This is a genomic window from Actinomadura sp. 7K534, from assembly GCF_004348575.1.
Classification (GTDB): domain Bacteria; phylum Actinomycetota; class Actinomycetes; order Streptosporangiales; family Streptosporangiaceae; genus Spirillospora; species Spirillospora livida.
Map to the genome: position 1 here is coordinate 1 of NZ_SMKB01000008.1, position 20264 is coordinate 20264.

Consider the following 20264-nt stretch of genomic DNA (forward strand, 5'->3'; position numbering starts at 1 on the left):
AAGGCTCCCGGTAGACGACCGGGTTGATAGGCCGGGTATGGAAGCGCGGTAACGTGTGGAGTTGACCGGTACTAATAGGCCGAGTGGCTTGAACACACAATTCGTTCAAAGCAAACCGCTGCGAGAGTTGTTCGCGTCCCTGTGTGGTTCTCAGGAAACAACCCTGGGCAACCCGTGTTGTTAATTGAATGTGCTGAGCCTTGTCGGCTTGGACGTTGAACTTGCACGCCCCCCCTTGTGGGGGTGGTGCGTTGAGACGTTCGGTGGTTTTGGCGAAGGGGAAACACCCGGTCCCATTCCGAACCCGGAAGTTAAGCTCTTCAGCGCCGATGGTACTGCATGGGAGACTGTGTGGGAGAGTAGGACACCGCCGGACATATATTAGGGAAGGGCCCCGCCTTATGGCGGGGCCCTTCCTCATTTCTATGGGCTGCTCACTCCTCCACCAACGCTCTCGCGTAGTTGGCAAGCGAGCGGTTGTACGCCGGCAGGTGGCGCGAGAGTGCGCCCAGCGCGAGCGATGCGGCCTCCCGGTCGCGGGCGAGATCGGTGAGCGCGAGTGCCAAGAACGCGGTGACAGCGTCGTCCAGCTCGTCGGACACGGCATCTCGTTCCGCGGTAAGGAGGGCGACGCTTTCTTCGGCCCGCCCCAGATTGCGAAGCGTGCTGGCGTACTGGATCGTCGCCTGACGTCGGCGCTTCTCATCCAGGCCCGCCTCGAAGGCCATGCGGTAGTGCGTGGCAGCCTCCGCCTCATTCCCGATTGAGTCATGGGCTGATGCGAGCTCGTAGTTCGCAACGGCGTCGTCGGCAGGAAGCTCGGCGGTCAGGTCCTTGACCTTCGCGAGGAAGTCTGCCGGCTCGTGGTCGTCGAAGGTGGCCCAGAGCTCGGAAATCCGCCGTTCCCAGTCCGGCTTCGCGTTGATCATCGGCCAAGGATAGGGCAGATCGGGGCGCAAACAGGAGCCGACCGATGACGGTCAGCCTGCAACGCTTGTGCAACGTATGGCAGGTGAGAATCGGAGTGTTCGACGTTGTTCGGACCATGGTCGCGCCGGGGCCAACCCACACATTTGCGTCGGCGCGGCCACCCGTCTCGGTGGCCCCTGCCACACGCGTCTCCCTCACCCGAGGCCTCGCTCGACTGCATTGTGGGTCGGAGCGGTGAGCTTGGCTCGTGTCGGATCTGCTGACCAACCCAGGATGCCTGTCCAGCCATGGCATCGTGGCACGGTGCCTACGGATCGGACAGAAGTTTTCGTCGGGGCGGGTAGACCGTTGTCAGTTGAGCCTGCGCCGACGGGTTCATTGTCTTGGTGGCTCAGTAGTGGTCGGAGCGGTAGCGGGATAGGCGGAGTTCGTAACCGGTCGACTCGCCGGCTTCGGTGAGTGCGTGGCCGGTGCTCGTTGCGGCACTCCAGATCCAGGCCTGCACGAGCCGGACGGATTCACCGACGGGCGTGGCGCTGATCGTTTCGTTCACGGCCAGCCGAAGTCGCTGGAGTTCCTCCACGCTTGTGGCCGCGTGGTCGAGAGCTCGCTGGCGGCCGTCCTGGCTGGTCGTTTCCGCCAGTTCCATCGCGGCCTGGAGGAGGTCCGGTCGGCGAGTCGGCTGGACGGTCTTCGGTGGCTCAGGTGGACGGCCTTTCCCGATCCCCTTGATCGCCTCAATCAGCAGAGTCAACGCGTGGACTTCGTCGCGGTCGCCGCTGCTCCAGGTCTTGCTGAGGAGCGGTACCAACCTGGTCCCAGGTGATGTGAGCCAGGCGTGCGTCGGTCGACTTCGGTGGCGTCCAGGCCATTTCAGGCGTCAGGTAGGTGAGGTCGATACTGCGTGCTTGGTGATGGTGGCGGGCGAGCGTGAGGTGGGTCGGAATCTGCGTCGGTCGATGGCTGGATGCGGCGGCCTTAAGCTCGATCATCCAGAGTCGGTCGTCCCACAGCACCGCGTCGTCCGGCGCCGCGCCGGCCTCGCCGTCAGGGCGCCGGGGCAGGTCGAATTCGTCGACGAAGGAGGGGAGCGTCGCCCATTCCTCGGTTTCGAAGCAGAGCCCGTCCAAGGCGAGCAGGAAGTCGCGGCCCTTGGGGCCCGGGGCGTTGCGGCTGTTCCACCGCGGATAGGGGCCGTTGAGGAGCGGCATGGTCAGGAGGCGTTGGCAGTACTCCTCCCGGCCGAGTTTGAGATTCCGCAGTAGCCGCAGCGAAGACTCACCGATCGCCATGGCTTGAAGCTGAGCCGATGAGGCTCCGCGAACACCCAGTCGAGGCTGTTCTGGTTCGGCATGGCCGATACAGATCGTCCGGATGCCGCTGGTCGGTCAACATTCCAAAGCGTCAGCGAGTGGAGGATGGGCCTTGCCCGGCCGGAGGGACGGGCAAGACCCATTCGGGCCATTCGGGTTCAGGTCAGCATTTGATCCAGTGTCCTGGGCTGGTCTCCTTGATGGTGCTGGTGGTGAAGACGTTCCACAGGCCCAGGTTCTGGTTGGAGCCGTTGGCGTAGGTGATGCCCATCGAATGGTGGGCTCGCCCGGCGGTGGTGTGGGCGTAGTTCGACGCGGTCACGCACTCGGGTGTTTCCGTGGGAGGTGTGGTCGGCGGAGTCGCTCCGCCGTCGGTGATGGCCGTGACCATGTTGACGACCGCTTTCATCTGCGGGCCGCTCTTGAGGGGGTACTGGGCGGACTGGTAGCCCCACCAGTCCCAGCAGCCGCGCGGGTTGGTCCCCGCCGTCGCCGTGGCCTGCGGATAGAGGACGATCATGTCGTTGGTGTCGGCGTACTCGTTGAGGTACGCCTTGTCCATGAAGGTGTCGCCGATGTTGCCGTAGTACTGGTAGCAGCCGTGCAGCGCGACCATCAGCTTGCAGGATCCCTGCTCGCAGGACTGCGGGACGTAGGCGAACCCTTCGTCGCCCATGCTGATCGAAGTGGCGTCACCGCCGGGGACATAGGCGTTCTGGTCGAACTGGATCAGCTGTCCGGTCAAGGACGAGGCGGCGGGCTGCAACATGCCGTACAGGTGCGTCAGCATCTCCCCGACGGAGTCGCCGCCGCAGTCGTTGATCCATGGCGACTGGGTGACCGAGCAGGCGCCGGGGCCGATGGGGCTGATCCAGGCGTGTCCGGCGGGGGAGCCGCGCTCGTAGACGACGTCGGCGCCGAGATCGCGGTAGTAGGTGGCGAGGTCGTCGTTGACCGCCTGGGCGACGGTGGTGTCCGACGTGCCGTGGTACAGCCACACGGGGTCGCCCGACAGGTTGCCGACGGGATCGACGGTGCCGGCCGCGGCGCGGTCGCGGGTGAGCTGTTCGAGTTGGGCGGGGGTCTTGCGCGGCAGGTAGGTCGCCATGCACGCGTTGAGCGCGGTGCTCAGGCTGTTCTGCGCGCAGTCGTAGGCGCCGGCGGAGAAGATGCCGGCTCCCTGGAAGAGGGTGGAGTAGGCGACGTGGAGTTGGTTCGCCATGAATCCGCCGGACGACACTCCGCTGACATGGGTGGAGCTGATGTCGTACTTGGCGAGCGGGGCGGGCGCCGGTGCCGGGACGGCGGCGTGGACGATGGACAGTGAGGTCGTTGCCAGGGTGACGGCCATGATCGCGGCCCAGATTCCCTGTTTTGTCCTCAGTCGCACCTGACCTCCTAGGACGGGGTGGTGCCGTCATCGTCCGGAGATCGGCGTGCCGTCCACCAGATCGAGCACGAACACAATCGCGTAGATCAACATGGAGAGCAGAGCCACGGCCGATGGCCGCCCGCGGGGACGGGCGCGGGGCGGCGGTGGTGGTTTTCCGGGAGTTGGTGGTGAATCTGCCGGAGGGCCGCCGGGGACGCCGTAGGCTGCTCTGGTGACTGAGAAGCTTTGGCAGATCGAACCGTCGGGGCCGCTTCGCGGGGACGTCACCGTGCGGGGAGCGAAGAACGCGGTCAGCAAGCACATGGTCGCGGCGATGCTGGGGGACGGGCCGAGCACCATCGGCAACGCGCCGGACGTCGGTGAGGTCGGGATCACGGCGGGCATGCTGGAGCACGTCGGCATGACGGTGGAGCGGGCCAACGGGGACGTGACGGTCGTGCCGGGGCCGGTGACGGACCCGAGCGTCGGCAAGGCGTTCACCGGGCTGAACCGCATCCCGATCCTGATGCTGGGGCCGCTGCTGCACCAGGCGGGCGAGGCGTTCGTGCCGATGGTCGGCGGCGACCCGATCGGCAGGCGCCCGGTCGACTTCCATGTCGACGCGCTCCGCGCGTTCGGGGCCGAGGTGACGCACGAGGCCGACGGGATCCACGCGCGGGCGTCGCGGCTCGTGGGGGCGCGGATCGAGCTTCCGTACCCGAGCGTCGGCGCCACCGAGACGGTGCTGCTCGCGGCGGTGCGGGCGCAGGGCAAGACCGTCATCCGGAACGCCGCCACCGAACCGGAGATCATCGAGCTGGCGCTGTTCCTCCAGCGGATGGGGGCGCGGATCTCGTTCGCGCCTGACCGGCGGATCGTGGTGGAGGGCGTCGAGCGGCTGAACGGCGCGCTGACGCGGCTGGAGGGCGACCGGATCGAGGCGTTCTCCTACCTGGTGGCGGGCCTCGTCACCCGGGGAGAGGTGCGGGTGCACGGATGCCCGCAGGACCGGCTCGTCACCGCGATCACCACGCTCGCCCGGATGGGGGCCGAGTTCGAGATCACCGACGACTGGATCATGGCGTCGGCGCCGAACGGGCTGCGGCCCGCCGCCGTGCAGACCGACACGCATCCCGGGTTCGCGACCGACTGGCAGACGCCCCTGATGGTGCTGTTCACCCAGGCGGAGGGCATGTCGGTGCTGCACGAGACCGTGTACGAGAACAGGCTCGCGTACGTGCCGGCGCTGCAGAGCATGGGCGCCGAGATCGAGGTCTACGACACGTGCCTGGGCGGTCCCGCGTGCCGCTACCACGACACGGCGGCGCTGCACTCGGCCGTGGTGCGTGGCGTGAGCAAGCTCCGCGGCGGCGACGTGACCATGCCCGACATCCGGGCCGGGTTCTCGGCGGTGCTGGCGGCGGCGGTGGCGGAAGGGCCGTCCACCCTCCGGGGCGTCCACCACATCGAGCGCGGCTACCACCGGCCGGTGGAGCAGTTCCGCGCGCTGGGCCTGGCCCTGCGGGCGGGTTAGCGGCTGACGGTCACGGACGTGTCCGGCCAGGTGAACGTGAGCGCGCCGCCGATCGGGAGGTCGCGCCAGAGCGGCGCCGTCTCGTCCAGGCGGTCGAGGACGCGGTCGACGATCGGCGCGTCCTCGGCCGGGATCGGCCTGCGTTCGGCCCACGCGGGCGTCCGCGCTCCCGCCCGGCGCCGCCAGGCGAGATCGCACAGGCCCGCGAGGTGCTCCGACCTGGCCATGTCGCCGGGGTCGGTGCGGCTGAGGGACGCCTCGCGCTTCTTCAGCCTGCGCCGCTCCCGGGCCTGCCTGCGCGGGTCGCCGGGCGCGTCGGACGCCGCCAGGAACTCGCCTCCGCCGGCCGCGGCCCGCCCGTAGACGCCGGACGCCAGCCCCAGTTCCGCCTCGACCAGGTAGTGGACGAGGTCGTGCGGGATCTCGTCGTCGTACGCGGGCGCGGGGTCCATCCGGCGGGGCGCCTGACCCGGGAGGGTGACGACGGTCGCGTACCGGCGCTCACCGGTGCGTTCGAAGCTGACCTTCATCCGGCCAGGCTAGGGACGAGACCTGGCTGCGCGCACTCCATTTTCCGCCGCCCACCGGTTGGGCTGATGGCCGGAAGGTACAAGACGGGGTGTGGAGGCGGTGGGCACGCTGGGGGCATGAATATGAAGAACGCATCCGACTTCATGGCCACGCACGCGCGGACGCTCGACCGGCGCCGGTTCGAGGTGCTGACCGGCCGGGGCGACCCGGACGCGCTGCTCGCCGCGCTGAACGCCTACCGGAACCCCGACGGCGGCTACGGTCACGGACTCGAACCCGACCTGCGGTCGAGGACGAGCCAGCCCGGCCCCGCGCTGCACGCCTTCGAGGTCTTCGCGGAACTCGGGCCCGCCACGGCGCCCGAGGCCGTCGCGCTCTGCGACTGGCTGGACTCGGTGACGCTGCCGGACGGCGGCCTGCCGTTCGCGCTGCCGATCCCGGACCCGGCGGGTTGCGCGCCGTTCTGGACGGGCGCCGATCCGGCGGCGTCCTCGCTGCAGATCACCGCGGTGGTGGCGGCGATGGCGCAGCGCGTCGCCGTGCACGACAAGGCGGTCGCCGCGCATCCCTGGCTCGACCGCGCGACCCGCTACTGCCTCGACGGCGTCCGGGCGAGGGACGACCTGCACGCCCTGGAGCTGGCGTTCGCGGTGTGGCTGGCGGACGCCGTCGAGGACGCCGAGGTCCTGGCGCTGCTCGGCGCGCACATCCCGGAGAACGGCCTGGTCCACGTCGAGGGCGGGCTTGCGGACGAGATGATGCGGCCCCTCGACTTCGCGCCCTACCCCGGCCGCCCCGCTCGGGCGCTGTTCGCGCCGGAGGCCGTGGCGGCGGAGCTGCGGCGCCTCGAGGACCAGCAGCAGGACGACGGCGGGTGGACGGTCGATTTCGCGAGCTACTCGCCCGCCGCGGAGCTCGAATGGCGCGGGTACACGACCGTCAAGGCGGTCTCCATCCTGACGGCCGACACCGGACGTTAGAACCGGGGCGCGTCCGGGGAGCCATGAAATGCTGAGACGCAGGTCACATGCGACCAGACGGAGGCTCCCGATGGACAACGGCCCTGGCCACACGGCGCTGACCCCGCTCGCTTTCCTCAAACGGTCGGCGGACGTCTTCCCCGGGAAGACCGCCTACGCCTACGGGGACCGCCGCGCCGCGTACCGGGAGTTCGCCTCCGAGACGACGAGGCTCGCCAACGCGCTCCGGGCGTCGGGGATCGGGCCGGGAGACCGGGTCGCCTATCTGGCGCCGAACGTCCCGGAGCTGCTGGTGGCGCACTTCGCCGTGCCGCTCGCCGGGGCCGTGCTCGTCGCGATCAACACGCGGCTGGCCGCGGAGGAGATTCGCTACATCCTCGACCATTCGGGGGCGAAGGCGCTGGTCGTGGACGCGGGCCTGCATCCGTCGGTGGCGCCGCTCGCGGCCGCGCTGCCCCAGGTCGTCACGGTCCCGGCCGCCGGCACCGACCCCGACCCGGCGGTCGGCGGCATCCCCTATGCCGAGCTGCTGGGGCGCGGCTCGGACGACCCGCTCCCCTGGGACGTGGACGACGAGAACGCGGCCATCTCGATCAACTACACGTCCGGCACCACGGGGCGGCCGAAGGGCGTCGTCTACACGCACCGCGGGGCGTATCTGAACGCGCTCGGCGAGGTGACGCACTCGCGCCACACCCCCGACAGCGTCTACCTGTGGACGCTGCCGATGTTCCACTGCAACGGGTGGTGCACGCCGTGGGCGCTCGCCGCGATCGGCGGGACGCAGGTGTGCCTGCGCGCCGTCGCGGCGGGGGAGGTGTGGCGGCTCATCGACACCGAGGGCGTCACGCACCTCAACGCCGCGCCGACCGTGCTGGTGGCGATCGCGAACGCGGCCGAGGCGCATCCGCTGGAGCGGCCGCTGACCGTCACGACCGCGGGCGCCCCGCCGAGCCCCACGATCATCGGGCAGATGGAGGAGCTCGGCGCCGGCATCGTGCACGTCTACGGGCTCACGGAGACCTACGGGCCGTACTCGGTGTGCGAGGCGCAGCCCGGATGGCCCGCGCTGCCCACGCCGGACCGGGCCCGGCTGCTGGCCCGGCAGGGCGTCGGCATGATCCAGACGGACGGGCTGCGCGTCGTCGACGAGGAGATGAACGACGTCCCGGCGGACGGCGAGACGCTCGGCGAGATCGTCATGCGTGGCAACAACGTCATGAAGGGGTACCACCGGGACGAGGAGGCCACCGCGATGGCGTTCCGCGGAGGGTGGTTCCATTCCGGCGACCTCGGCGTCCGCCACCCCGACGGCTACGTCGAGCTGCGCGACCGCTCCAAGGACATCATCATCTCCGGCGGCGAGAACATCTCCACGGTGGAGGTGGAGCGCGCGGTCGACTCGCATCCGGCCGTCCTGGAGGTCGCCGTCGTCGCGGTGCCGGACGAGAAGTGGGGCGAGCGACCCAAGGCGTTCGTGGTGCTCCGCGACGGGCACGCCGCCACCGAGGCCGAGCTGATCGGGCACGTCAGGGAGAGCCTCGCCCGGTTCAAGGCGCCCGACTCGGTGGAGTTCGTGGCCGAGCTGCCGAAGACGTCCACCGGCAAGATCCAGAAGTTCCAGCTCCGGGAGAAGGAGTGGGCCGGCCTGGGACGCCGCGTCCAGGGCTGACGGCGCCGCGCGCCGGCGACGCGGGAACGCCCGCCGCACAGGGCCTCCCGTAGGTGAGGACCGGCCGTTCGGGGGAAGTGTTCCCTGGGCGGGGGCCGGGGTCCGGTCGCCGAGCGCGTGAGAAGGGAACGGGATGGCGCCCACCGGGAAGCCGACGGGAAACGTGCTGATCGTGGGGGCGGGCCCGACGGGTCTCCTGCTCGCGGGCGACCTGGCCGCGGCCGGGATCGGCTGCACGGTGCTGGAGCGCCGCGGCGAGGAGACGAGCAACCTGACGCGGGCGTTCGCCGTGCACGCCCGCACGCTGGAGATGCTGGACGCGCGGGGCGTGGCGAACGAGCTCACCTCGACGGGCCGGCGGGTCGGGGCGATCCAGCTGCTGGGGACCGCGAGCCTCGACCTGTCGCGGCTGCCGGGCCGGTTCCCGTACGTGCTGGTCACACCGCAGTACGAGACCGAGCGCGTGCTGAGGGAACGGGCGGTTGCCGAGGGCGCGGAGATCGTGCACGGCGCCGAGGTCGTGGGGCTGCACCAGGACGCGGCGGGCGTCGACGTCGAGGCGCGGATGTCCGGAGGCGGCACCGAGACCCGCCGCGCGTCCTACGTCGTCGGGGCCGACGGGGTCCGCAGCACGGTCCGGCGCCTGCTGGGCCTGCCGTTCCCCGGCCAGGCGGCCGTCCGGTCGGTGATGCTCGCCGACGTCCGGCTGGCCGACCCGCCCGCCGGCGTCCTGACGGTCAACGCGGTGGGCGACGCGTTCGCGTTCCTGGCGCCGTTCGGGGACGGCTGGTACCGGGCCATCGCCTGGAACCGGCGGCACCAGCCGCCCGACTCCGAGCCCGTCGACATGGCCGAGCTGCGCGAGGTGACGCGCCGCGCCCTCGGCACCGACCACGGCATGCACGACCCGCGCTGGACGTCCCGGTTCCACAGCGACGAGCGGCAGGTGCCCAAGTACCGGGTGGGCCGGGTGTTCCTCGCGGGCGACGCCGCGCACGTCCACTCGCCGGTCGGCGGGCAGGGCATGAACACCGGCATCCAGGACGCCGCGAACCTCGGCTGGAAGCTCGCGGCGCAGCTGCGCGGCTGGGCGCCGTCGTGGCTGCTCGACAGCTACCACGAGGAACGGCACCCGGTCGGGCGGCTCGTCGTGCGCGGCAGCGGCGCGGCACTGCGGATCGTCCTCGCCGAGCCGCTCTGGGTGCGCCGGGCCCGCGTCGCCGCCGCCTGGGCGGCCACCCGGACCCGGCCGGTCGCGCGGCGGCTGGCGGGGGCCGTCTCCGGCATCGACATCGCCTACCCGGCGCCGCGCGGCTCCCACCGGCTGACCGGGCGGCGCGCACCGGACGTCCCGCTGGCGGGGAGTCCGGGACGGCTGTACGGGCTGATCGGCGACGGCCGGTTCGTGCTGGTCGTCGCGGCGAACGATCCGGCGGTGACCTACCTCGCGGCCAAGCGGTGGGCGGGCCGCGTGCACTGCGTCCTCGCCGGCGGTGCGACCCGTACGACCGCGCTGGTGCGGCCGGACGGGTACATCGCGTGGGCGACCGACGAGACGGCGCCCGACCGGCGGGCCGCGGTGATCCGCGACGCCCTGAACCAGTGGTGCGGGCAGCCCGCGGACCGGCACGTCCACGGACCGCGGCCGGCGGGCGGCGTGCCCGGCGGCGACCTTCCCCGGGAGGAGCGGAGGACCTGACATGGCGGAGCACACGGAACCAGGCGAGGTGCCGGGGGACCGGGCGGGCGGGCGCAACGTCGCCCGCAAGCTGATCGCGTCGCACCTGGTGAGCGGTGAGATGGCGCCCGGCCGCGAGATCGGCCTGCACGTGGACCAGACCCTCACCCAGGACGCGACCGGCACGCTGGTCATGCTGGAGCTGGAGGCCCTCGATCTGGACCGGGTCCGCACGGACGTGTCCGTCCAGTACGTCGACCACAACCTGCTCCAGGCCGACGAGCGCAACATGGCCGACCACATCTTCCTGCGGTCGGCGTGCCGCCGGTACGGGCTCTGGTACTCCAAGGCCGGCAACGGCGTCTCGCACCCCACGCACATGCAGCGGTTCGGCGTGCCCGGCGCGACGATGGTCGGCTCCGACTCGCACACGTGCGCGGCCGGGTCGCTCGGCATGCTCGCGATCGGCGTCGGCGGCCTGGAGGTCGCGATGGCGATGGCGGGCGAGCCGCTGCACGTGACGATGCCGGAGATCTGGGGCGTGCGGCTGACCGGGGAGCTGCCGCCGTGGCTGAGCGCCAAGGACGTGATCCTGGAGATGCTGCGGCGGCACGGCGTGCGCGGCGGCGTCAACCGGATCATCGAGTACCACGGCCCCGGCCTCGCGTCGCTGACCGCGATGGACCGGCACGTCATCGCCAACATGGGCGCCGAGCTGGGCGCGACCACGACGGTGTTCCCCTCCGACGGGCGGGTCCTGGAGTTCCTGGTCGCCGAGGACCGCGAGGACGCCTTCACCGAGATCGTCGCCGACCCGGACGCGTCCTACGACGTCACCGACGAGATCGACCTGTCCGCCCTCGAACCGCTGATCGCGCGGCCCGGCTCGCCCGGCGACGTCGTGCCGGTGCGGGAGGCGGCGGGGGAGGAGGTCCACCAGGTGGTCGTCGGGTCGTCGGCGAACCCGGGGCTGCGCGACTTCGCGTCCGTCGCGGCGATCGTCAAGGGCCGCCAGGTGCCGCCGCAGGTGTCGCTGGACGTCAACCCGACCTCCCGGCAGATCCTCGTCGACCTGACCCGGATGGGCGCGACCGCCGACCTCGTCCAGGCCGGGGCCCGCATCCACCAGGCGGGGTGCCTCGGCTGCATCGGCATGGGGCAGGCGCCCGCGATCGGCCGCAACAGCCTGCGGACGTTCCCGCGCAACTTCCCCGGCCGGTCCGGAACCAAGGACGACCTGGTCTGGCTCTGCTCGCCCGAGACCGCCGCGGCCGCCGCGCTCACCGGCCGGATCACCGACCCCCGCGACCTCGGCACCGACCCGCCCGCCGTCCGGCTGCCGCGGCGCTCCAGCGTCAACCGCGACATGCTCGAAGCGCCGCCCCCCGCGGACGCGGCGCCCCGCCCCGAGCTGGAGAAGGCGCCGAGCATCGGCGTACTGCCCGAACTCGACCCGCTCCCGGAGGAGCTGGAGATCCCCGTCGTCATCAAGGTCGGCGACGACGTGTCCACCGACGAGATCCTCCAGGCGGGCGCGCGGGCCCTGCCGTTCCGCAGCGACATCGCCAGGCTCGCCGACTTCGCGTTCACCCGCATCGACGAGGACTACCCGCGGCGGGCGCGGGAGGCCGGGCCGCACGCCGTGGTCGGCGGCCGCAACTACGGCCAGGGATCCTCGCGCGAGCACGCCGCGATCGCGCCCCGCCACCTCGGGCTCCGCCTCGTCCTGGCCCGCGGGTACGCGCGCATCCACTGGCAGAACCTCGTCAACTTCGGGATCCTGCCCCTCGAATTCGCGGACGGGGACGACTACGACCGGGTCGGGCAGGGCGACGTGCTGCGCATCGTGGGCGTCCGCGACGCGCTGGAGGCAGGGAACGAGGTCGAGGTCCGCAACGTGGCCAAGGGCGAGACGTACCGCGCGCGCCACCGCCTATCGCAGCGGCAGCGGGACCTGGTCGCCGCCGGCGGCCAGATCCCGCTGCTCCGCGAACGCGCCCTGAACGAGCGGTGACGCTCTCCGGGGGTCGTCCGGGGGCCGCTCAGTAGCGGCGTTCCTCGCGGCCGTAGCCGAGTTCCTCGGCCACGTCGGCGACGTTCTCGTACTCGCGCTTGGGCAGCGTCCGCAGCGCCTCGACGGCGGTGTCGGGGGCGCCGCCCTCGGCGGCGTGCCGGATCAGCTCGTTCGGCCGCGCCGGGTACCGCACGCCCGTCAGCATCCGGGCGAGGGCGCTGCGTCCCTCGACGTCCTGCGCGGTCATCCCGGGCGGGGAGCCCTCCCGGTCCGCGGCCGGCTGGGCGGCCGGGTCGTCGGGGTCGTCGTTGGAGAAGGGCTCGGTCTCCTTGAACTCCTGGGCGTGGGTGGGATGACCGCCGCTGACCATGCCCTGCGTCTCGCGCTCGATCTGCTCGTCCAGCTTCGCGCCGTGCTTGTCGCTCTTGTCTGGCATCGTTCGTTCGTCCTCCCTGCGCGCCTACCGGACGGATCGTTCCCGGGCGCACGTGCCCAAACATGCGGCCGATCCTGCGGCGGGTCATGTGGCGGGGGACGGTACGGTGTGGCGCATGCTGCCGCGGGAGGGCGTGAACGCCGTCAGGGTCGTGGTCTCCCTGCTGGTCGCCGGGGACTACGCGGAACTGGAGACGCTGGCCGAGGGGCGCCGGCTCAGCGCGGCCGACCTGGCCGGGGCGATCGAGGGCCGCGGGCTCGACCTGATCAGCCCGCCGGAGGACGCCTTCGACGCGGTCGGCGCGACCGGCGTCGAAGGCGCCCCCGGCGGGCGGCCCCGCTTCCGCGTGGCGTTCCCGCTGTGGACGGCGCAGGAGGGCCGCTCCGCCCTGAACCTGTACCTCACCCTGACCGAGGTCATGGACGGTGTGTGGACGGTGGAACTCGACCGGATCGGCGCCCCCGGGAGCGGCGCTCCCTGAGAACGCGGCCCCCTCAGGGCTGCGACAGCCGCATCATCCGCAGGACCCGGCGCACCAGCGACTTCTGCTCGGCCGCCGCCGGGGTGTCCGCCTCCGGCGCCGCGTCCCCGGCGGCGGGCCCGCCCGCCGGGCCGGCGGGCGACCGCCGCGGCTCGTCGGCCAGCTCGTAGGTGACCGGCAGCGACCGCAGGCCGCGCATCATCGGCGACGACCGCCACGGAAGCTGGTCGGCGGGCAGCGCGAGCCGCAGCCCGGAGAACCGCTCGAACAGCCGCTCCACCGCGATCGTGGTGATGGTCGTGGCGAGATCGCGGCCGAGGCACGCGTGCGGCCCCGCGCCCCACGCCAGGTGCGCGCGGGAGCTGTAGATGGAGTCCGGCGTCATCGTGCCGGTGAACGCGGGGTCCAGGTGGGCCGCCGCGGGCGACAGCATCACCGGGTCCCCGGCGGCGATCAGGAACCGGCCGACGCGCACGTCCGTCTTCGGCCACCGGAACGTCAGGTTGGCCATGGGCGGGCTGGTGATCGCGGCGCGGTTGACCGCCTCCGGCAGCATCCCGGCGGAGATGCTGTCGCGCACCCCGGTGTCCCCGGCGATCACCTCGGCGATCGTGTTGCAGACCAGCGTCCCGGTGTAGTCGCCGACCAGCCCGATGAGCATGGTCATCTCGCGGGTGAGCTCGTCGACGGTCAGGTCGGGCACCGCGGCGATCATGTAGGACGGCAGGTCCTCGCCGGGGGTGGTCAGCTTGGCCTGGCAGATGGCGGCGACCTCGGCGGTCAGCCGCCCGGCCGCCTCGGCGGCGTCCGGCCCGGCGTCCAGCATCCGCCACATGTCCATGATGATGTCGTCGCCGCGGCCGGGCTCGGCGCCGAGCAGCCGGCCCACGATCATCAGCGGCAGCGGCCGCGCGTACTGCGCCGACAGGTCGGTCCACCCGGTCCGGCCGCCGCTCTCCGACAGCACGGTGATCAGCTCGTCGGCGTACCGCCGGATGGCCCGCTCCAGCTCCTTCGCCTGCGTCCGCGTGCGGTCCTGGAAGGGGCGCAGTCCCTCGCTCCATGCGCCGCGGAGCCGGGTGAGGTCGGGGCCGTCGCGGAACACCGAGTTGTCGATCTCGAAGGCCGGGAGCAGCGGCCAGTCGGCGGGGACGCGGCCCTCCCGGCGCGCCCGCCAGGAGTCGAGCCGCTTGCTCCAGATGCCCCGCGTGTCGCGCAGGATGTCGAGGGTCTGCGGGTAGCCGATCACGAGCCATGCCGGCACGCCGAGGACGTCCACCGGGGCGACCGGTCCGTACTCGGCGCGGAGGCGCTCGTAGAAGAGGGCGGGGCGGGACTCGTAGTCCCGGTTGACCAGCGGCTGGACGGCGAGCGACTCCAGCGGCGGGTGTGCGGGCGCGGTCTCTGCGTGCGACGTCTGGGGCTCCACCCGCACAAACTTAGGAGAGATCCTTCCGTAGTGACCGGTCGATGACGAAATATCCCCTGCGTGATCTTCCGGTGGGGGCAGCATGGCCGGTCGCCGCGGCTTATGTGAGGCTGGGGGTGTCCCTACAAGAGCTGGAGGTCCGCATGGCCGACTCGCCAGGAGCGCCGGAGGACGGCGAGGACGATGTGAAGCGCAGGTTCCGGGAGGCCCTGGAGCGCAAGCGCGGCGCGGGGGGCAAGAACGCCGGCTCGGCGGGCCGGAACGGCCCCAAGGTGCGCGGCACGCACGACCGTGCCGACCATCAGCGGCAGTTCCGCCGCAAGAGCGGCTGATTGGGCCGCCCGGCCCGCGACCCCCGCGCGGAAGCGCGGGGGTCGATCCATGTCCGCCGGAGGCCGTCCGGCGGGCGTGCTTCTGTCAGCCCTGGTACAGCTTCTTCGCATAGTTGTCCTCGGAGTAGTACCGCTCCAGCTCCTCCACGCTCTCCTGCGCGTACCGCAGGTCGGCGACGATGCGGGCGTGCGAGGGAAGCGCGTCCGGCTCCCACGTGCCGGGCTTCCACAGCTTGGAGCGCATGAGCGCCTTCGCGCAGTGGAAGAAGATCTGCTCGATCTCCACGACCAGCGCGAGCGACGGGCGGTGCCCGTTGACGACCATCTCGTCGAAGAACGGCGCGTCGCGGACGAGCCTGGCCCGGCCGTTGACGCGCAGCGTCTCGCCGCGGCCGGGGACGAGGAAGATCAGCCCCGCGTGCGGGTTGCTCAGGACGTTCAGGTAGCCGTCGGCGCGGCGGTTGCCGGGCCGTTCCGGGACGGCGATCGTCGTGTCGTCGATGACGTGCACGAACCCGGGCGGGTCGCCCTTGGGGGAGACGTCGCAGTTGCCGTCCGCGTCACTGGTGGCGATCAGGCAGAACGGCGAGCGGGCGAGCCAGTCGCGGTCCCGGGCGTGCAGCCTCACCCGCTCCTTGGCGACCGCCCGCGGCATCGGCGCGCCGAGGATCTCGCGCAGCTCCTCGGGGGAGGTGATCGTCGCGGACTCGGGGACGAGCGTCATCGCCGCTCCTTCCGGGAGGGAACCGGAAGGTCAGCCTAACCGGCGGCATTTCACCCGACGGCCGCGCCCCGGGGCGCGGCCGGTGACCGGGCGCCGATGACCGTGCCGCGGCCTCTCCGCGAGGCCGCGCGCACGGTCACGGGCCGCCGCGCCGGACGCCCGCCATGCGCACGGCTGACCGTGGGCACTAGGCGGGACGCCCATGGGGAAGGGCGGCGTTTCTCAGGAGGAGTATTCGTCGTCGTACTCGTCGGGGTAGGGCAGCTTGCTGCCCGCCGGCATGCCGCCCGTGCCGCGGCCCTTCGGCTCCTCCCACTCCTCCTGACGGCCGAGGGCCGTCAGGTCCAGGAAGTAGTAGGCGCCGCCGACCTGTTCCGCGCCGCGGGCGAACATCGAGTAGGTGTGGTAGACGGTGTCGCCGTCCCGCAGGAAGCAGCTCGTGCCGGGCAGCTCCATCGGGCGCTCGCCCTCCGGCGGCAGGGGCCGGTAGTTGTACTGCTCCGGCGCCACGGACCCGTCGATCGTGACGTGGTAGTCATAGTTGAAGTCGCTGCCGTACGAGGAGTACCAGGGGAACACCCAGCCCATCTCCGCCTTGAACGGCGCGATCTTCGACAGCGGGGCCCTGGAGACCGCCACGTAGGTGGTGTCGCGCTCGTTCAGGTGCCGCAGGTGGCCGATCGAGATCTCGGCGAGGCCCGACGAGCAGCTCCGGCAGGCGCGGTCCCACTCGGGGTCCCACATCGCGTGCCCGAGGATGAGCTGGCGGCGGCCGTGGAACAGGTCGAGCAGGCTCGCCTCGCCGTCCGGGCCCTCGAAGACGTAGTCCTTCTCGACCCGCACCATCGGCAGGCGGCGCCGCTCCGCGTTCAGCGCGTCGCGTGCGCGGGTGAGCTCCTTCTCCTTGGCGAGCAGTCTCTTGCGTGCGGCCGTCCACTCTTCGCGAGAGACGACTTCGGGGAGCGCCATGGGTGTGTCCTCCGTCCGAAACGGTCCGTCGGTGGTTCATCCGATGCAGACCCGCGGGGCCGCGGAAACTCATCGCTCCCACCGTCCCCGTTCCGGACGGGGCGGTCAGCGCCGCACGGCGTAGCGGCGGACTCCCGCCTCGTCGTGGGCGTCCAGGACGCCCCTGTCGGCCAGGACGTCCAGGTGGGCCTCGATCTCCAGGACGGCCAGCATGCGGCTGAAGGTGTCCAGGTCGTCCAGGGTGCGCTTCCTGCGCGTCCACGGCAGCGCGGCGGCGACCTCGAAGGCCGTCGTGTGCCCCGCCCGGACCTCCGCGGCGGCGGCGTCGAGCCGCTCGGCGTGGTGCTCCAGCAGCTCGTCGACCCGGGTGTGCACGCTCGGCGTCACCGGGCCGTGCGCGGGCAGCAGCAGCGTGTCGGGCATGTCCCGGACGAGCCGCAGCGACTCCAGGTAGCTGCGCAGCGGCTTGCGCTCGGGCTCGGTCTCCAGCCCGATCGACGGGGTGATGTGCGGCAGGACGTGGTCGCCGGCGAACAGCAGCCCTGCGGCGGCGTCCCGCAGCACGACGTGGCCGCGCGTGTGGCCCGGCGTGGCGAAGACGTCCAGCCCGCGGGCGGTGAGGCCGATGCGCTCCCCGTCGTCCAGCCACCCGTCGGGGCGGGTGTGCGGGATGTTCTGTTCGGACCTGTCCATCGGCAGGCTCGCGATCTCGTCGGCGAGGCCGGGCGCGCCGCAGCGGCGCAGCATCTCCACCTGCCGGGGGTGCAGGCCACGGCGCACGTCGAACGCCTCGATCGAGGCCTGCTCGCCGCGCCCGATCCGCACCCGCGTCCCGAACGACTCGCGCAGCGCGAGGGCCTGCGAGTAGTGGTCCCAGTGCGCGTGGGTGACGAGGAACTGCGCGACGTCGTCCAGCCCGTGGCCGAGCGTGCGGAGGGCGCGCTCCAGGGTCGTCCGCGTGTCGTCCATCGCCCAGCCGGAGTCGACGACGACGAGTCCGGCGGAGTCCTCGATGACGTAGACGTTGACCGCGTGCAGCGACGGGATCGGCAGCGGCAGCGGGATGCGGTGCACCCCCGGCGCCACGGGATGCGCGCCCGGTTCCGTCCAGTCGGTCTGCTGTTGCACGGCCGGTGCCGTCACCGCGCGCCCCCTGTCGTCATCTCGCCGTCGCCGTCACGGCCGCTGTCCCGGCGATTCTGGAATCTCGTTCCAATCGAACGTACTCGATGCCGGAGGTCCTCCCGGCATCTGGGGTGGCGGTCAGCCGTGCCGTGCGTCACGGTCGGCGGCGCGGCGGGCCTCCCGCGCGGCCTCGCGGGCCTCCCGCGCCTCCTCCTCGGCCCGGGCGCGGTGCTGCGCGGCGCGCTCGGCCCGGCGCACCGCCGCGTCGCGTCCGGCGATCGCCCGGTCCAGCTCGTGGCGCAGCCGCCCGACCTCGGCGGACGCCTCCTCGGCCTCCCGGCTCGCCGCCTCGGCCCGCTCCCGCCGCTCGGCGAGCCTGCGGTCCGCGGCCTCGGCGCGCCTGCGCAGCGTCTCCGCCCGCCGCGCCCGCGCCGCGCTCGTCCGCGTGACGTTCGACCGGCCGCGCCCCTTCGCCTTGACCGGCTCCTCCGCTTCGGCGGGCTCCATTGCCGGCCTCTCCCGGGCGGGCGCCTTGGCGGGCGGCTTCTCCTTGGCCTTCTTCTCCTCTGCCTTCTTCTCCTTGGCCTTCGGCTCGGCGCCCTCCTCGCCGTTCCGGGGCGCCATGGGGAACCCGGCGGGGACGAAGCCCGTGTGGCTGCGCGGCTGGGAGAGGCGCCCCTCACGGACCTCGCCGGCGATGTCCGCGTCCACGGTGGCGGCCTGGAGCGTGTCCTCCACCTCGCGGAGGGCCTGCTCGCGCAGCGGGGCGCCCGCCTCGGCGGCGAGATCCGCCGCCGTTCGCACCAGCGAGCCCACGAGCCGCGCGCGCTGCTGCTCCAGGTCCCCGAGCCCGCCGCCGGAACCCCACGCGGCGCGGATCTCGGCGCCGACGTCCAGCAGGCGCTCCAGGTCGTCCGCGGCCGAGCGGGCGAGGAGGTTCACCGCCCACGCCGACAGCGTCGGGCGGCGCAGCTCCCCGATCCGCTTGGCGAGGGCCCGGTCGCCCGCGTCCTTCGCCTCCTGGGCCAGCCGCTTCCTCGTCGCCACGAACCCGGACGGCGGGACGCCGTACAGCTCGCCGGCCGCGCTGGAGAAGTCCACGCCTGATCCCTACCCACCTGGTCCGCCCGCCCGCGCCCGGGGCTTCAGCGGGTGTCGAGGAACCGGTCCAGCACCCGGGTGCCGAAGGCGAGCCCGTCGACCGGCACCCGCTCGTCCACGCCGTGGAACATGCCGAGGTAGTCCAGGCCCGGCCCGAGGCGCAGGGGGGCGAAGCCGTAGCTCGCGATGCCGATCCGGTGGAACGCCTTCGCGTCGGTGCCGCCCGCCATGACGTACGGGACGGGGCGGGCGGCCGGGTCCTCGGCGCGGAGCGCGTCCGCCAGCGCGGCGAACGTCGGCCCGGCCGGGTCGGCGGCCGGCGCCTCCTCGTGGTTGAGGAACGCGCGGGTGACCTTCGGGCCGAGCAGCCGGTCGACGGTGGCGAGGAACTCCTCGCCGGTCCCCGGCAGGTAGCGCCCGTCGACCTGCGCGGTCGCCGTGCCCGGCACGACGTTCACCTTGTATCCGGCGTCGAGGCGGGTCGGGTTGGCCGAGTTGCGGATCGTCTCGGCGAACAGGCGGCCGGCGGCTCCGAGGCGCACCGCCTCCTCGTCCAGCCGGTCGTGGTCGACGGCGGTGCCGAGCGCGTCCGCGAGGCCGTCCAGCAGCGCCCGGACTCCGGGGGTCAGCCGGACGGGCCACTCGTGGGCGGCCAGCCGGGACACGGCGTGCGCGATCTCGGCGACGGCATTGTCGGGCGCGGGCTTGGACCCGTGCCCGGCGGTGCCGCGCGCCGTGAGCCGCATCCACGCCGTGCCGCGCTCCCCGGTCGCGATGGGGTAGACGCGCGCGGCCCCCGCCTCCACGCTGAAGCCGCCGGACTCGCTGATCGCCTCGGCGCACCCGTCGAAGAATCCGCGGTGCTCGCGCGCGACGTACCGGGAGCCGTGCTCGCCGGTGCACTCCTCGTCGGCCAGGAACGCCAGGACGAGGTCGCCGCGCGTCCGCCGCCCCTCCCGCAGCCGCCGCCGGACGACGGCGAGGGTCATCGCGAGGCTGCCCTTCATGTCGATGGCGCCGCGGCCCCACACACATCCGTCGCGGACCTCGCCCGAGAAAGGGGGAACGGTCCACTCCGCCGGGTCGGCGGGCACCACGTCCAGATGGCCGTGGACCAGGAACGCGGGACGGCCGGGATCGGTGCCGGGGACGCGGGCCAGCACGCTCGCGCGGCCGGGCGCGGACTCCACGATCTTCGCCTCGGCGCCCGCCTCGGCCAGCAGCGCGGCGACGTGCTCGGCGGCCGGCCGTTCCGGACGGGCCACGCCCTCGCCCCGGTTGGTGGTGTCGAACCGGATCAGGTCGGCGCAGATCGCCGCCGCGTCGGCCGCGGCCCCGCCGTCGTCACCGCCGGCGTCACGGCCGTCCCGGTCGTCGCGCACCTTCACCCCCGGACGCCGCTCCTGCAACGCGACCTCATTCTTCCCCCACGCCCGCCCCTGTCAATGATGATCAAGATGTCTCGATCCGGTCTCGACTCCGTGAGCCCCGTATCCAAAGCGTCACCGAGAGTACGACCCTGCGAGCAATCTAGGTGCGGCGGGTGGCCAAGCACCCGCGGCGCGAGGCAGCGACGGGTGGGAGGACGATGCGAAGCCAGAGGGGTGCCGTAAGGGGTGTGCGCGCAAGGGGTGTGTCCGGGC

General features: G+C 72.4%; 19 protein-coding genes and 2 rRNA genes. 9 read left to right on the forward strand and 12 right to left on the reverse strand.

Going from position 1 to position 20264, the window contains the following annotated elements; genetic code table 11:
* Both E1266_RS03135 and rrf read left to right on the forward strand, forming a co-directional pair.
* Positions 1–96, forward strand: a 23S ribosomal RNA gene (locus tag E1266_RS03135); the annotation flags it as partial.
* A 163-nt stretch (positions 97–259) separates the two neighbouring features.
* Positions 260–376: ribosomal RNA gene (gene rrf, locus E1266_RS03140) — 5S ribosomal RNA — on the forward strand.
* A 58-nt stretch (positions 377–434) separates the two neighbouring features.
* Here rrf and E1266_RS03145 read toward each other — a convergent pair.
* The 4 genes from E1266_RS03145 to E1266_RS03160 form a co-directional block, all read right to left on the reverse strand.
* Positions 435–929, reverse strand: coding sequence for a tetratricopeptide repeat protein (locus E1266_RS03145; RefSeq protein ID WP_132043518.1), 495 nt, complete (start codon positions 927–929; stop codon positions 435–437).
* 392 nt (positions 930–1321) lie between these two features.
* Positions 1322–1684 (reverse strand): hypothetical protein, encoded by a 363-nt coding sequence (locus tag E1266_RS03150; RefSeq protein WP_165965908.1) that lies wholly within the window; start codon positions 1682–1684, stop codon positions 1322–1324.
* Positions 1668–2222, reverse strand: coding sequence for a hypothetical protein (locus tag E1266_RS03155; RefSeq protein WP_132043522.1), 555 nt, complete (start codon positions 2220–2222; stop codon positions 1668–1670). Before E1266_RS03155 ends, E1266_RS03150 begins: the two co-directional genes overlap by 17 nt.
* 184 nt (positions 2223–2406) lie before the next feature.
* Complete coding sequence (locus E1266_RS03160; protein ID WP_132043524.1) at positions 2407–3633, reverse strand: PHB depolymerase family esterase; 1227 nt, start codon at positions 3631–3633, stop codon at positions 2407–2409.
* 214 nt (positions 3634–3847) lie between these two features.
* Here E1266_RS03160 and murA point away from each other — a divergent pair, with 214 nt between their 5' ends.
* Positions 3848–5149 (forward strand): UDP-N-acetylglucosamine 1-carboxyvinyltransferase, encoded by a 1302-nt coding sequence (gene murA, locus E1266_RS03165; protein WP_132043526.1) that lies wholly within the window; start codon positions 3848–3850, stop codon positions 5147–5149.
* On the opposite strand, the gene E1266_RS03170 is transcribed toward murA, so the two are convergent.
* A complete protein-coding gene (locus E1266_RS03170; RefSeq protein ID WP_132043528.1) occupies positions 5146–5679 on the reverse strand; it encodes a hypothetical protein in 534 nt (177 codons plus the stop codon). The two genes, murA and E1266_RS03170, sit on opposite strands and share 4 nt — an antisense overlap.
* Positions 5680–5796: 117 nt before the next feature.
* On the opposite strand from E1266_RS03170, the gene E1266_RS03175 reads away from it, so the two are divergent.
* From E1266_RS03175 to E1266_RS03190, 4 genes are all read left to right on the forward strand, one after another.
* On the forward strand, positions 5797–6660 hold the full coding sequence (locus E1266_RS03175) for a hypothetical protein (protein ID WP_132043530.1): 864 nt from the start codon (positions 5797–5799) through the stop codon (positions 6658–6660).
* Positions 6661–6730: 70 nt separating this feature from the next.
* Positions 6731–8332, forward strand: a complete 1602-nt coding sequence (locus E1266_RS03180; protein WP_132043533.1) for an acyl--CoA ligase family protein — start codon at positions 6731–6733, stop codon at positions 8330–8332.
* Between the two features lie 133 nt (positions 8333–8465).
* Entirely contained in the window at positions 8466–10031 is a 1566-nt protein-coding gene (locus E1266_RS03185) for an FAD-dependent monooxygenase (RefSeq protein WP_132043535.1), read from the forward strand.
* Between the two features lies 1 nt (position 10032).
* The gene (locus E1266_RS03190; RefSeq protein ID WP_132043537.1) at positions 10033–12024 is read left to right on the forward strand and encodes an aconitate hydratase; all 1992 of its coding nucleotides are present in this window, start codon (positions 10033–10035) and stop codon (positions 12022–12024) included.
* Between the two features lie 28 nt (positions 12025–12052).
* Here E1266_RS03190 and E1266_RS03195 read toward each other — a convergent pair whose 3' ends face one another.
* On the reverse strand, positions 12053–12460 hold the full coding sequence (locus E1266_RS03195; protein ID WP_132043539.1) for a DUF2795 domain-containing protein: 408 nt from the start codon (positions 12458–12460) through the stop codon (positions 12053–12055).
* A gap of 115 nt (positions 12461–12575) precedes the next feature.
* Between E1266_RS03195 and E1266_RS03200 the strand changes: the two genes are divergently transcribed.
* Positions 12576–12941, forward strand: a complete 366-nt coding sequence (locus E1266_RS03200) for a hypothetical protein (RefSeq protein ID WP_132043541.1) — start codon at positions 12576–12578, stop codon at positions 12939–12941.
* Between the two features lie 13 nt (positions 12942–12954).
* Here the strand turns inward: E1266_RS03200 and E1266_RS03205 are convergent, their stop codons facing one another.
* Positions 12955–14370, reverse strand: coding sequence for a cytochrome P450 (locus tag E1266_RS03205; RefSeq protein ID WP_207945392.1), 1416 nt, complete (start codon positions 14368–14370; stop codon positions 12955–12957).
* Between the two features lie 143 nt (positions 14371–14513).
* On the opposite strand from E1266_RS03205, the gene E1266_RS03210 reads away from it, so the two are divergent.
* Positions 14514–14702 carry a DUF5302 domain-containing protein gene (locus E1266_RS03210; protein ID WP_132043545.1) on the forward strand — a complete coding sequence of 63 codons (189 nt, stop codon included), beginning with the start codon at positions 14514–14516 and terminating at the stop codon, positions 14700–14702.
* 85 nt (positions 14703–14787) lie between these two features.
* Here E1266_RS03210 and E1266_RS03215 read toward each other — a convergent pair whose 3' ends face one another.
* The 5 genes from E1266_RS03215 to E1266_RS03235 form a co-directional block, all read right to left on the reverse strand.
* Positions 14788–15426, reverse strand: coding sequence for a pyridoxamine 5'-phosphate oxidase family protein (locus E1266_RS03215; protein WP_132043546.1), 639 nt, complete (start codon positions 15424–15426; stop codon positions 14788–14790).
* 222 nt (positions 15427–15648) lie between these two features.
* Positions 15649–16395, reverse strand: a complete 747-nt coding sequence (locus E1266_RS03220) for a DUF899 domain-containing protein (RefSeq protein ID WP_132043548.1) — start codon at positions 16393–16395, stop codon at positions 15649–15651.
* 105 nt (positions 16396–16500) lie between these two features.
* Entirely contained in the window at positions 16501–17538 is a 1038-nt protein-coding gene (locus E1266_RS03225; RefSeq protein ID WP_132043550.1) for an MBL fold metallo-hydrolase, read from the reverse strand.
* A 120-nt stretch (positions 17539–17658) separates the two neighbouring features.
* A complete protein-coding gene (locus E1266_RS03230; RefSeq protein WP_132043552.1) occupies positions 17659–18621 on the reverse strand; it encodes a hypothetical protein in 963 nt (320 codons plus the stop codon).
* 44 nt (positions 18622–18665) lie between these two features.
* On the reverse strand, positions 18666–20003 hold the full coding sequence (locus tag E1266_RS03235; protein WP_132043642.1) for a M20/M25/M40 family metallo-hydrolase: 1338 nt from the start codon (positions 20001–20003) through the stop codon (positions 18666–18668).
* Positions 20004–20264: the final 261 nt, after the last annotated feature.